Here is a 12,662-nt window from a genome sequence, read left to right as displayed (position 1 = left end):
GGGCGATGCCCGGTTTTTCCATTTCTTGAAAATCTAATAAGAGTAGGGAATTGAGTTTTATTTTCTGTAGATTTCGTATTGACCGCATAATTCTATTCACTTATATTTATACATATTCAAATTTCGACGGTCTTCGACCTCTAGGAGTGACTGCGCATGGCCAATATTTCAGAAACCACCGCCCGCAAAAAGCGGTTTAAATTCGAAGTTCCCCATCCATTCGCCATCTTGTTCGCAGTGATCCTGCTGACGGCGCTCAGTACTTATCTGATTCCGGCTGGCGAATACGAGCGGACGACAAACGAAGAGGGACAGACCCTGGTCGTGGAAGGCTCCTATCAGCAGATTGAATCCAGCCCGGCCGGATTCATGGACATCTTCAAGGCGATCCATGCCGGGCTGACAACCAGTGCCGGCATCGTGTTCTTTATTTTTATCGTCGGCGGGGCGTTTAACGTCTTCAAGGAAACCAAGGCGATCGAAGGCGCATTCGGTTCCGTCTCGGGCAAGCTCGAGGGCCGGGAGATGCTGATGATCCCGGTGTTCATGATGTTCTTCGCCATCGGGGGCGCGACGATCGGCATGTTTGAAGAGGCGCTTCCGTTTATCCTGATCTTGGTGCCTCTTGCGATGATGATGGGCTTTGACTCCATGACCGGTGCTGCAGTGGTCATGGTCGGAGTCGCCACCGGATTCACCGCTGCCTTCATGAACCCGTTTACGGTCGGTGTTGCACAGGGCATCGCCGAACTCCCGACCTTCTCGGGGATGGTCCCGCGGATCTTCTTCTGGTTCGCCTACGTGACGGTATCGATTCTCTTCGTGATGCGCTACGCGGCCAAGGTGAAGAAGAATCCGGAGCTGAGCGTGACATTTGAAGAAGACAAAAAACGCAATGTGGACAAGGCGGCCGCGCTTGATATGAAGCTGTCCCACAGGCAGGGCGTCACACTTCTGATTCTGCTGGCCACATTCGTCGCCCTTGCTTACGGCGTCATCAAGTACGGCTGGTATATCCAGGAAATCTCCGCGTTGTTCGTCATCATGGCGATTGCGATCGGAATCGTCAACCGCATGGGGATCAACGGGACGACGATGGCGTTCGTTCGCGGATGCGAAGAGCTGCTCGTCGGCGCCCTCGTCGTCGGATTCGCGTATGGTGCCGTCACGCTGCTTGAAAACAGCAGCACGATCGACACGATCCTCTATGGGATCTCCGGCCTCGTCTCGGAGCTTCCGACCGCGCTTGCCGCGGGTGCCATGTTTGTCGTTCAGGCGTTCATGAACCTGATCGTTGCTTCCGGAAGCGGCCAGGCCGCACTGACGATGCCGCTCATGACGCCGCTCGGCGACCTGATCGGCGTGAGCCGCCAGACGGTGGTCCTCGCTTTCCAGATGGGTGACGGCATCACGAACATCTTCTCGCCGACAAACGGGCTGCTGTTCGCGGCACTCGCCATGGCCGGCATTTCCCTTACGAAATGGTTTAAGTGGATGGCACCGCTGTTTGTTATCCAGTTCATCATGGCGATCATCATCGTCACGATCGCCCATCTGTTTATCTGGCCGGCATGACCGGAGCACTTGGGACGGCTGTTGCCGTCCCTTTCTTATCATAAGGAGTGATGAAAATGAATCAAACACTATATGAACGTTTTAGTCAGCTGCAGGAAGAACTCGTCGAGATCCGCCGGGACCTCCATATGCATCCGGAAGTCGGACACACCGAGGAGCGGACACCGGCGTTTGTCGCCGAGTATCTCCGGAACCTCGGCATTGAAGTCCGTACCGGTGTAGGCGGCCGCGGGGTCGTCGGGACGCTAAAGGGCGGGAAGCCCGGCAGGACGGTCGCGCTGCGCGCGGACTTTGATGCACTGCCGATCCAGGATGAAAAAGATGTTCCGTACAAGTCGACGGTTCCCGGTGTCATGCACGCCTGCGGGCACGATCTCCATACGGCTACGCTGCTCGGCGTGGCCAAGGTACTCTCTGAAGTCCGTGATGAACTTTCCGGCACGGTCGTCTTTCTCCACCAACACGCCGAGGAAACGACACCTGGCGGCGCGGACTTCATGATCCGGGACGGCTGTCTGGATGGAGTGGACGTGGTTTACGGCGCGCATGTCATGGCCGACGAGCCGCTCGGCACCGTCGGGGTGATGGAAGGCTACGCCTCTTCTGCACAGGACGATTTTGAAATCACGGTATTCGGCAAGGGCGGCCACGGAGCGGCGCCGCACACGACGATCGACCCGCTCGTGACCGGCAGCCAGCTGGTCGTCAACTTCCAGCAGATCCTCAGCCGCCGCGTGAACCCGATGCGCTCGGGCGTCATCACGGTCGGTTCGTTCCAGAGCGGGGAAGCGACAAATGTCATCCCGGACAAGGCGGTTCTCAGGGGCACTGTCCGCACCTATGATCCGGAGGTGCGCGATCTGATCGAAGAAGCGATGGAACGCCTGACCCGCACCACCTGCGAAGGAAACGGCGCGACCTACGAATTCCATTACGTCCGCGACTGCCCGTCGATCCATAATGACGCAGAGGAAACAAAGCGCGTCGCCAAGGTGGCGGCTTCCATCTTCGGCACTGAAAATGTCCGTTACGTCGAGCCGATGTCCGGCAGCGAGGACTTTGCCTACTACACCCAGCACGTGAAGGGCACCTACTTTATTGCCGGCGGGTGCAACCCGGAGATTGGAGCCGATTACCCGCACCACCATCCGAAGTTCAACGTCGATGAGCGTTCGATTCAATACATCGGCAAAACCTTCATCGGAGCGGTCCTCGACTTTTTGGGGAACACGGCAGCAGAGGAAAAATCTACAGAGATCCATGCATGATGAATCGGGCTTCGGCCCGATTTTTTGATTTGCGGCAAGGGGTATCATGCTGGAGGCACCCGGCGAGTAAGTTGAAGTACTCGGGACAGGCGGAAAAGCACTCGTCCGCCGAAAAAGGGCACTCGTCCGCTCATCGGAAGCACCCGCTCCATACGGTCCATCCCGGTGATACAATCGCAGAAAAGGGGGAATCGCCATGCTGGCTGATATTTCAGGTAAGAATGCGGTGTTGCGCGCATTGACCGTCTACAACGATGGGTTTGCGCTAATCAAGGAAACGAGGAAACTGCCGGAGTTTCCGGCGGACGGGGTGCTGCGCTACCTGGACGTGGCGCAGCGGATCGAGACGGAGTCGATCCTTGTTGAGGGGCTGGACATCCGTGAGATGAACTACGAATACGATCTTGTGGACAAGAATAAATTGCTGGAGAAGTATATCGGCCGTGAGCTCACGATCGTCGACCCGGAGTCCGGCAAGCGGATGCGCTACCGCCTGCTCAGTGTCGCGAACGGCATGGTCGTCGAAGACCTGGAGACGGGCGAGATTGTGCTTGATCCGGATGGGCAGGTCCGCCTCCCGGAACTCCCGGGCGGCCTGATTCTGACGCCGGCACTTGTCTGGCATGCGGCACCGTCCGGATCAGACGAGGTGCGCGTGAGCTACCTGACACAGGGGATGTCCTGGGAGACGGATTACGTCATTTCGCTGCCTGCAGAGTCGGCCGGCGAGGAGATGTTCAGCCTGACCGGCTGGATGACACTCCGGAACGAGTCGGGCATGACCTATGAGGATGCGGTGCTCCGCGTGCTCGCAGGGGAAGTCCACCGTGCGGAAGAGCCGGACCGGTTCATTCTCTACAGTGCTGTCGAGGAACAGGGCATGCCGGAACACGAATCATTCGCCGACTACCACCTGTATACGATTCCCGGCACGGTCACGATTAAGGACAGCCAGCAAAAGCAGATCCGGCTGATCGGCGCGGAGGGGGCGACGGGCCGCACCATTTATGAAGCGGGCCCGTATGACCGCAATCCTGCCATCTACTTTGAGTTTGACAATATCGAAGCGGCCGGACTCGGTTTTCCGCTTCCGCAGGGGACGGTGAAGTTCTATCGGAACAATCCGTCCGACGGCTCGGCGGAATTCGTCGGTGAAGACCGGCTCGGACACACCGCCAAGGGCGAAAAAGTCCGTCTCCGTCTCGGCAGCGCGTTCGACATCACCGTGGACTCCGGCCTCACGTCGTCCCGGAAAGAGGGCCGGTATGATCTGGAGTCTTATATGTATGCCATCCGCAACGCGAAAGATGTGCCCGTGACGGTCATCATCCGGCACCCGGTCCATGAGCGGCACTGGGACATTGCCGAGTCGGATCACCCGGCGGAGCGGAAGTTCGGAGAGGTGCTGATCCCCGTCAGAGTTCTGGCGAATTCCGAGGAGGTTGTCCGCTTCACCCTCCGGATCGACCGGTCGGTCACCATCGCCGGGGAAGAGGAATAACGGGGAACCTTCAATGGGCCTTTGCGTCTTTATGAACTCCGGGAGTGCGCCCCGCCCTGCCGGCAGGCCGTCCGGCGGGAGCGGCGCACGGCACGTCTTCCCAAAAACGGGGTTCTCTAGTAAACTGTCTAAAGGCAAAAATTTGGAGGAAACAGATGGAGAATTGGATCACCGACATCATGGAACAGTTCGGATATGTCGGAGTATTTGTACTGATCATGGTGGAAAATGTATTCCCGCCGATTCCGTCCGAGGTGATCCTGACATTCGGCGGGTTCATGACGACGGCCAGCTCGCTTACGAAAATCGGGGTGATCGCGGCAGCGACGGCGGGTTCCGTCGCGGGCGCCATCATTTTATATGGCATCGGCCTGCTGCTTGATGTGGAGCGGCTGGAGAAGATCGTGGACCGCTGGGGAAGGGTGCTCCGCCTGACGCGGGAAGATATCCATAAAGCGGATGCGTGGTTCGACAAGTATGGCCCGTGGACGGTGTTTTTCTGCCGGCTCGTGCCGCTGATCCGGAGCCTGATTTCGCTTCCGGCGGGGATGTCGAACATGAACTTCATGCTGTTCATTCTTCTCACGACGCTCGGAAGCCTGATCTGGAACACTGTTCTCGTATCGCTCGGAGCAGCCGTCGGAGACAACTGGGAAAGCATTGTCCATTACATGGATATTTATTCGAACATCGCCTATGCGATCATCGCCGTGCTGGGGATTGCTGCAATCATCTGGTACATCAACTTCAGAAGAAAGCGGGCTTAATAAAGTATGGATTGGTTTGACCTGTTAAAAGCCATTATTCTGGGATTTGTCGAAGGGATGACGGAGTTTGCGCCGGTCTCCTCGACGGGCCATCTCATCATCGTCGACGACATGTGGCTGAAGACGGAAGAGTTTCTGGGGAAATACCCGGCGAACACATTCAAGATCGTCATCCAGCTCGGGTCGATCCTGGCCGTCGTCATCGTCTTCTGGAAACGCCTGTTCAGCCTGATCGGGCTCTACCAGGTGGAGACGCGCGAAGGCGGAAGCACCCGGTTCAACCTGATGCACGTTATCATCGGGATGCTTCCGGCGGTCGTCCTCGGATTCGCCTTCAAGGATCTGATCGATGATTACCTGTTCGGCGTCGAGACTGTCATCTGGGCGCTTGTCGCCGGGGCGATCCTCATGATTACGGCCGACAAGTTCGGCCCGAAGACACCGAGTGTCACATCGCTTGACCAGCTGACGTACAAGCAGGCCTTCTCGATCGGCCTCGTCCAGTGCCTCTCGCTCTGGCCCGGCTTCTCACGCTCCGGCGCGACCATCTCCGGCGGCGTCCTGTTCGGACTGAACCATAAGACCGCCGCCGACTTCACCTTCATCATGGCCGTCCCGATCATGGCCGGCGCGAGCCTCGTCTCCGTCGTCAAGAACATGGACATGATGTCGATGGACTACCTGTCGTTTTACGTGGTCGGATTTGTGAGCGCGTTCCTGTTCTCGCTCCTGTCGATCAAGTTCTTCCTGAAACTCATCGACCGCATCAAACTCACCCCATTCGCCATCTACCGTATTGTGATTGCCGCGGTGCTGGCTTGGATTGTGTGGATGTAACGGCATTGAAAAAACCCCGCCCGTTGGCGGGGTTTTTTATTTTGGGGGCGAAGTTCAACGATCCTTAATAGCCATATGGATATCCATATGGCGGATATCCGAAGGGAGGATAAAAGAATGGCGGGTAAAAGAAGAATGGATAGTTGCCGTACCCATATCCCGGATAATGTCTTCTGCGTGGTCTATAGTAGCGATAAAAATCACGGTCCCTATAATCGCGATGCCTGTAATCTTCCCGGTAATACCTGGTCATTTGTCACGCTCCTTTTTCACAGTAACCTATTCAAAAGCCGGCAGTCGGGCGTAGGCGTCTGCCCATATGCATCCCGGCCCGTTAATATGGACTACGCGGATGTTAAGTGTTCCGCCCATTGAACCATTTGCCGCCCATGCCTTTAGGGAGTCCTTTTCTTCCTGTTTCGACAATCGTCTATTACAAAATGACCGAATAGTGTGTCATCTATTGTGCGTCCGATTTCTCCCTGCTAATCTAAGATTGAGTGAAGCGAGCAAAGGAGTGGGAGAGATGAAGAAGTGGGTTGGCGTTACGGCGGCAATCGCCATGGCGGCAGGAATTGCCCTGCCGGCAGCACCGGGGGAGGCGCTGGCGAAGGAAGAGTCGCATCATGAGTTCTCAATCAAGGGCTTCACCGATTATGCGGAGCTGACGAAGAAGCTGCAGCAGGTCGAGAAAACGAGCAAGGGGCTGGTGTCCGTTGATGTGGCGGGCCAGTCTAACCAGGGCCGCGACATTTACACAGTGCGTGTGGGCTCCGGTGACAAAGTTGTTCTGATCCAGAGCGAGATCCACGGCAACGAGAAGACCGGGACCGATGCGATCCTGAATCTCCTGAAGACGGTATCGGGCGGCTCGCCTTACGCGCAGCAGCTCCGTGAAGAAATCACGTTCGTCTTCATGCCGATGATGAACCCGGATGCATCCGAAGGGGACAAGCGCCGCAACACGATGACGTGGGCGGAAGTGGTCGAGGACTTCCCTCAGCTCAGCGGAGCACAGCCGTCGTGGAACTACCTGGACGACCGCGTCCAGCAAAACTATGACTACAGCAAAAATCCGGGCTTCGACGTGAACCGTGACTTCAACCCGGATCTCGACTACGTGCCGCAGCCGGAGGACTTCCCGGGAAGCTCGAGCGATCCGGGCTGGTTCATCACACCGGAATCACAGACATCCCGTGATGTGTATAAATCGCTCGTCGAAGAGTTCGGCAAAGTCGATGTCTTTATCGACCTGCACCACCAGGGGGTCTACTATGTCGAGGGCACGTCCGATGAAGTGACGCTGTCGCTGTCGGCGCAATTCGTCCCGGATCCGTCCAGCCCTGAAGGTGCCGAATACGCCCAGTACGCGGACAACTACAACTATGACTTCTCGCGCCAGCTGAACGTCGCCGCCTATGACGCGCTTCAGGCCAAGGGCAACTCGATTTTCAACAACATCACGCTCTACTCGCAGGGGCTTGACCTGCCGGGAACGGCACTCGGTTCGTACGCCCTGAATGGCAGCGGCACCGTCCTGTTTGAAGTGACCGGCCAGACCCAGTCGTTCGGCCAGAAAAAGCGCGGCCAGCTCGTGAAGGCAGTGGAAACCGGCCTTCTCGGCATCGTGAATGCCGTCGCCGACGGATCCGTCCATGATTTGGACCCTGAAGAGTACAAAGACATCCCGCTGACGTCCTACCGCCCGGCAGAGTAATTTAGACGAGAGAAGCCCTGCAGCCGCCGGGCTTCTCTTTTCATTCAGACCGGCCAACCGGAGAGGAAAATAGCCCCATCTTTTCTTCCCGAAAGTGTACGTAAAGACCCGATGGACAAGCAAAGAAACCCGCCCAACGCCGCATGGAAGCGGTTACTTTTGGGGTGTACGATAGAGACAGACATTCGAAGGGGGAGTGGGGACATGAAGAAAACGATGATTTCACTTGTTGCCGCGGGGGCGCTTGTTCTGAGCGCGGCACCATTGCAGGCGGACGCAGTAGGAAACGGTCCGAATTACGGGGGAAATGAGACGATCAATACGTCGATTCTCCATACGTACAGCGAGATGGCGTCGTACCTGCAGAAGCAGGAGGCCAAGCAGAAGGATATGGAGCTCGAGGTGATCGGCCAGTCGGTCAAGGGCCGCGACCTGTACCTTGTGAAGTACATGAAGAACCCGGAAAACCCGACGATCCTCTTCCTGACCCAGCAGCACGGCAACGAACAGCTGACGACGGAAGGCGCACTTGAGTTCATCAAGCACCTCGGCACGGGCAAAATGAAAGGCGTGACGGACAACGTCAACATCCTCATCGTGCCGATGCTGAATCCGGACGGGGCGATGGGGGATGTCGACTTCTCGCTGGATGACTATGTGGCGTCCGGGGACCGCCACCTGACGCGCTACAACGCGCTCGGCGTCGACCTGAACCGCGACCACGTCACGAAGATCCAGCCGGAAACACAGGCGCTGCACAATCAGGTTATGCAGAAGTATGATATCGATTATATGATCGATTTGCATCATCAGGGGGCACGCAGCGAACGTGACGGAGAGCTCGTATCCGGCTCGATCCTCTATCCGACAACACCGAACGTTGACCCCGACGTACTCGAGGGATCTAAGAAGCTGGGAGCGGTCGTCTTTGACGCCGTTGACTCCACAGGCTGGGGACACCTCGGCAAGTACGTCGGCGGCACGGCCGAGACGATCTCCCGCAACGGCATTGCGGTCGAATACGGCATTTCCACGCTCCTCTTTGAAATGCGCGGCATGTCCGACCACGAATACGAGCCGTATGTCCTTGGCCAGAAGAGCAACGGCTATCTGATCAAGCAGACAATCACGACGCTTGATGCAACGGTCCGGGCGATTGCAGACGGCTCGATCGAGTCAAAAGATACGTCGTTCTGGGACACGCTCGCTGAACAGAGGACCCGCCAATCCGAAGAAGACGAATAAAATGATGCCCCTGCCGCTTTGGCCGGGGCTTTTACATGTGCGTAAAGTGAGGCGTGCGGCTGAATGCTGAGCAACGCATGATTCAGTGAAACAACCGACTCGGATTTTTATGTCTTCTCCCGATTGTAAAGGTTCACCCAATTTCCCCAATTAGAACTTATTGTAATCACCTTCAATTCTTTCCCTGTCCGCGCTATACTGTGCAAAGCGTAATTTTCCGAACGCTAAAATGACTGAATATTATTTGTCATCTAAGAAAGGAGAAAACATGGAAGCGACCAAGAAAAAAGGGTTCGTCCAAAAATTCCTCGATACGATCGAAACGGTCGGGAACAAGCTGCCCCATCCGGTCACGCTGTTCGCCGGGCTGGCACTTCTCGTGCTCATCCTTTCCGCGATTGTCTCGTCCTTCGGCATCTCGGTAGAGCACCCGGGCAAAGAAGGGGAGATCATCGAGGTCAAGAACCTTCTCAATAAAGAGGGAATCCACTACATATTCACAAGCATGACGGCTAACTTCATCGGCTTTGCGCCGCTCGGCGTCGTGCTTCTCACGATGCTCGGCATCGGGGTCGCGGAACATTCCGGCCTCATCTCCGCGTTGCTTCGCGGCTTCGTCATGTCGGTGCCGAAGCGCCTGATCACGCTCGGCCTCGTATTTGCAGGGGTCATGTCGTCCGTTGCATCCGATGCGGGCTACGTTGTCCTGCCGCCGCTCGGTGCGGTCATTTTCGCCGCACTCGGCCGGCACCCGCTCGCGGGTCTGGCCGCTGCGTTCGCCGGCGTCTCCGGCGGATTCAGTGCAAACCTGCTCCTGTCGGGAACGGACGCGCTCCTCGGAGAGCTCACGATCCTCGGTGCCGCAATCATCGACCCGGCTTATGCTGACGGCATGAACATCGCCATGAACTACTACTTCATCATCATCTCTGTCTTTGTACTGACATTCGTCGGTGCATGGATCACGGAGAAAATCGTCGAGCCGCGTCTCGGCGAATACAAGGGTGAGTTCCGTGAAAGCATGGATAAGCTCACGGCTATCGAGAAAAAAGGCCTCGTATGGGCGACGGTCTCCGTCCTGGTAGCATCTGCCCTCATGGCACTGCTTGTCCTGATCCCGGGCGCGCCTCTCCGCGGCGATGAAGCGGACATGCCGATCATCCGCTCGCCGTTCATGAGCTCGCTCGTACCGATCATCGCAATCCTGTTCTTTATCCCGGGTCTTGTCTACGGGATGGTCACAAAAGCGATCCGTAACGACAAAGACGTCGCCGAGATGATGGGCAAGACGATGGCATCGATGGGGATGTTCATCGTCCTCAGCTTCACCGCCGCACAGTTCGTCGCCTACTTCTCCGAATCGAACATGGGTCTCGTCCTCGGTGTGTACGGCGCCGAATTCCTGCAGAGCATCAACCTGACAGGTATTCCGCTCGTCCTGCTGTTTATCCTGATCGCCGCGTTCATCAACCTGTTCATCGGTTCCGCTTCCGCGAAGTGGGCCATGATGGCGCCGATCTTCGTCCCGATCATGATGCAGCTCGGCTACTCGCCGGAGCTCACGCAGATGGCATACCGCATCGCGGACTCCTCGACGAACATCATTTCGCCGCTTATGACGTACTTTGCGATCATCATTGCGTTCGCACAGAAATATGACAAGAAAATGGGAATCGGAACACTTGTCTCCACGATGTTCCCTTACTCCATGGCGTTCCTGTTCGTCTGGTCGGCCGTCCTCATCATCTGGATGCTTCTCGGCCTCCCGCTCGGACCGGATGCACCGATCTACTACAACGGAAATTGATGAAAAAACCCCGCTTCCGGCGGGGTTTTTTGTGTGGGGTCAGACGGGTTTGAAGATTAGCCGCCTGAGTTTGAAGATTAGTGCCGTGAGTTTGAAGATTAGGTCCCCGAGTTTGAAGAATAGCTTCCTCCATCGGCGTCTCCCGCTCCTGCTCCCCCGATCCTCACAATGCTCCCAGTTTCCTCGCAATCCGGTCTCCCGCTTCTCTGACTTTCTCCACAAGATAGGCGAGCCGCTCATCTTCCAGCTCGTAGTCGAGGAAGCCGATTGACACGGCACCGATCACCTCGCCGAGACCGTCTTTGATCGCGACCGCGACGGAGGCGGTACCGGGTGTGCGCTCGCCGTGGCTTTCGGCAAATCCGGCTTTACGGATTTGGTGAAGCTTTAAGCAGAATTCGCCCCGCATTTCTTCAGGAACAAGGTTTTCGATGATCCGCCTGGCGCGGTCTTCCGGCATGGCGGCCAGGATGGCCTTGTTGGCGGCTCCGATATGCAGGGGGATGCGGATGCCGAGAGGGTCGTTGATCCGTATCGGATTTTCCTCATTGTCGATCCGCTCCACGACAATTGCCTCATTGCCGGAGGGCCGGCTCAGGTAGACGCTTTCTTTGACTTCACGTGACAGCTGCTCAAGTTCGGGCCGGATTTTGGTGACGTAGTCCATCGAATCATACAGACGCAGGCCGTATTCCATCCAAACCGGTCCGAGACGGTACAGCCTGGATTGCTCGTCCTGCTCGACCATCCGCTGTCTCATCATTCCCTGCAGGATCCGGTGCATCGTGCTGAGCGGCAGTCCGCTCCGGACGGACAGTTCGGAAATACTCATTCCCTCCTGGTCCGAGTCCGATAAGATTTCTGCTATTTTCATGGATCGCTCAAGTGCCTGCATCAGTTATCCTCCTGAAACCAAGGGTTTTCCGCTAAACGGAAATTTCAAAATACATTGACAGTATAGCACGGATTGCCTATATTGAACGTATTAAGTTTCCAATCAATGAAAATGGTTTCCATTCAACGGAAAAGGAGGGCCTATTCTATGTCCTATCTTTCGTCTATGTATCAGCCTCTTCAGCGGGTCATCGTCAAGCGGCCGCAGGAAGCATTCAAAAGCCAGGAGCATCTTGATGAAAACTGGCAGACGTTCAACTACGTGAGCGTTCCTGACTACGGGGAAGCAATCCGCGAGTACGAGACTTTCCTCGGAATTCTGGAAAAGCATGTCCCTCAGATCGATTATCTGCCGGAAGCGGAGGAGACGGGGCTCGATTCCCTTTACGCACACGATCCGGTCAAGTTCACGCCGGCGGGTGCCATCATCCTCAGGTCGGGCAAATCTCTCCGGCAGCCGGAAGCCCCCGTGTACAAAAGGTTCCTGGAGGAAAAGGGCATTCCGGTCATCGGCGAACTGACGGGAGACGCGGTTTCCGACGGAGGGGATATCGTCTGGCTGGATGATCGGACCATCGCGGTCGGGCGGGGCTACCGGACAAATGATGAAGCCATCCGCCAGCTGCGGGAAATCACGGCACCTTTCGTAGATGAGTTCATCGAAGTGCAGCTGCCGCATGACCGCGGAGAAGCGGAATGCCTGCACCTGATGTCATTCCTGAGCATCGTCGACAAGGACCTGGCTGTCGTCCACTCGCCGCTCATGCCGGTGTTCCTCCGCCAGCGCCTCATCGAAAATGGGGTCCGGCTGGTCGAAGTTCCGCAGGACGAGTACGACAATCTCGGCTGCAACGTCCTCGCGCTGGCACCGCGCATAGTAGTCATTCCGGCGGGCAATCCGGTGACGAAAGCAGGCCTCGAGGAAGCCGGCGCGACTGTCTACGAATATAAAGGTGACGAAATCAGCTATAAAGGAACCGGCGGGCCGACCTGCCTGACCTGTCCGGTGGTGAGAACAACATGACTCTGGTCCATGAAGAAAAACAGATGA

Annotated in this window: 10 protein-coding genes; 9 read left to right on the top strand and 1 reads right to left on the bottom strand. The window is 56.6% G+C overall.

Features of this window, described 5'->3' with window-relative positions:
- Window positions 1-156 precede the first annotated feature (156 nt).
- The 8 genes from C772_RS08855 to C772_RS08820 all read left to right on the top strand — a co-directional run bounded on the left by C772_RS08855 (window position 157) and on the right by C772_RS08820 (window position 10,717).
- Window positions 157-1,575 (top strand): YfcC family protein, encoded by a 1,419-nt coding sequence (locus C772_RS08855; protein ID WP_008299267.1) that lies wholly within the window; start codon window positions 157-159, stop codon window positions 1,573-1,575.
- A gap of 56 nt (window positions 1,576-1,631) precedes the next feature.
- Window positions 1,632-2,843 (top strand): M20 metallopeptidase family protein, encoded by a 1,212-nt coding sequence (locus C772_RS08850; protein WP_008299265.1) that lies wholly within the window; start codon window positions 1,632-1,634, stop codon window positions 2,841-2,843.
- Window positions 2,844-3,039: 196 nt separating this feature from the next.
- Entirely contained in the window at window positions 3,040-4,344 is a 1,305-nt protein-coding gene (locus tag C772_RS08845; RefSeq protein ID WP_008299262.1) for a DUF4139 domain-containing protein, read from the top strand.
- A 155-nt stretch (window positions 4,345-4,499) separates the two neighbouring features.
- The gene (locus tag C772_RS08840) at window positions 4,500-5,111 is read left to right on the top strand and encodes a DedA family protein (RefSeq protein ID WP_008299260.1); all 612 of its coding nucleotides are present in this window, start codon (window positions 4,500-4,502) and stop codon (window positions 5,109-5,111) included.
- Between the two features lie 6 nt (window positions 5,112-5,117).
- Complete coding sequence (locus C772_RS08835) at window positions 5,118-5,948, top strand: undecaprenyl-diphosphate phosphatase (RefSeq protein ID WP_008299258.1); 831 nt, start codon at window positions 5,118-5,120, stop codon at window positions 5,946-5,948.
- Between the two features lie 526 nt (window positions 5,949-6,474).
- The gene (locus tag C772_RS08830) at window positions 6,475-7,665 is read left to right on the top strand and encodes a M14 family zinc carboxypeptidase (protein ID WP_008299254.1); all 1,191 of its coding nucleotides are present in this window, start codon (window positions 6,475-6,477) and stop codon (window positions 7,663-7,665) included.
- Between the two features lie 204 nt (window positions 7,666-7,869).
- Window positions 7,870-8,910 carry a M14 family zinc carboxypeptidase gene (locus C772_RS08825; protein WP_008299252.1) on the top strand — a complete coding sequence of 347 codons (1,041 nt, stop codon included), beginning with the start codon at window positions 7,870-7,872 and terminating at the stop codon, window positions 8,908-8,910.
- Between the two features lie 268 nt (window positions 8,911-9,178).
- Window positions 9,179-10,717, top strand: a complete 1,539-nt coding sequence (locus C772_RS08820; RefSeq protein ID WP_008299250.1) for an AbgT family transporter — start codon at window positions 9,179-9,181, stop codon at window positions 10,715-10,717.
- Between the two features lie 163 nt (window positions 10,718-10,880).
- On the opposite strand, the gene C772_RS08815 is transcribed toward C772_RS08820, so the two are convergent.
- Window positions 10,881-11,612 (bottom strand): IclR family transcriptional regulator, encoded by a 732-nt coding sequence (locus C772_RS08815; protein WP_008299248.1) that lies wholly within the window; start codon window positions 11,610-11,612, stop codon window positions 10,881-10,883.
- A 147-nt stretch (window positions 11,613-11,759) separates the two neighbouring features.
- Between C772_RS08815 and C772_RS08810 the strand changes: the two genes are divergently transcribed.
- Window positions 11,760-12,635 (top strand): dimethylarginine dimethylaminohydrolase family protein, encoded by an 876-nt coding sequence (locus C772_RS08810; RefSeq protein WP_008299246.1) that lies wholly within the window; start codon window positions 11,760-11,762, stop codon window positions 12,633-12,635.
- Window positions 12,636-12,662: the final 27 nt, after the last annotated feature.

It is taken from the genome of Bhargavaea cecembensis DSE10, assembly GCF_000348905.1.
GTDB classification, from domain to species: domain Bacteria; phylum Bacillota; class Bacilli; order Bacillales_A; family Planococcaceae; genus Bhargavaea; species Bhargavaea cecembensis.
Note: the sequence above shows the minus strand (reverse complement) of the source record. Positions and strands in the feature narration are given on the sequence as shown.

Bases quoted from the DNA above. Each gene is read 5' to 3' on its own strand.
- C772_RS08810 (WP_008299246.1), top strand. From the start codon at position 11,760: ATGTCCTATCTTTCGTCTATGTATCAGCCTCTTCAGCGGGTCATCGTC.
- C772_RS08835 (WP_008299258.1), top strand. From the start codon at position 5,118: ATGGATTGGTTTGACCTGTTAAAAGCCATTATTCTGGGATTTGTCGAA.
- C772_RS08855 (WP_008299267.1), top strand. From the start codon at position 157: ATGGCCAATATTTCAGAAACCACCGCCCGCAAAAAGCGGTTTAAATTC.
- C772_RS08825 (WP_008299252.1), top strand. From the start codon at position 7,870: ATGAAGAAAACGATGATTTCACTTGTTGCCGCGGGGGCGCTTGTTCTG.
- C772_RS08830 (WP_008299254.1), top strand. From the start codon at position 6,475: ATGAAGAAGTGGGTTGGCGTTACGGCGGCAATCGCCATGGCGGCAGGA.
- C772_RS08815 (WP_008299248.1), bottom strand. From the start codon at position 11,612: ATGCAGGCACTTGAGCGATCCATGAAAATAGCAGAAATCTTATCGGAC.
- C772_RS08850 (WP_008299265.1), top strand. From the start codon at position 1,632: ATGAATCAAACACTATATGAACGTTTTAGTCAGCTGCAGGAAGAACTC.
- C772_RS08820 (WP_008299250.1), top strand. From the start codon at position 9,179: ATGGAAGCGACCAAGAAAAAAGGGTTCGTCCAAAAATTCCTCGATACG.
- C772_RS08845 (WP_008299262.1), top strand. From the start codon at position 3,040: ATGCTGGCTGATATTTCAGGTAAGAATGCGGTGTTGCGCGCATTGACC.
- C772_RS08840 (WP_008299260.1), top strand. From the start codon at position 4,500: ATGGAGAATTGGATCACCGACATCATGGAACAGTTCGGATATGTCGGA.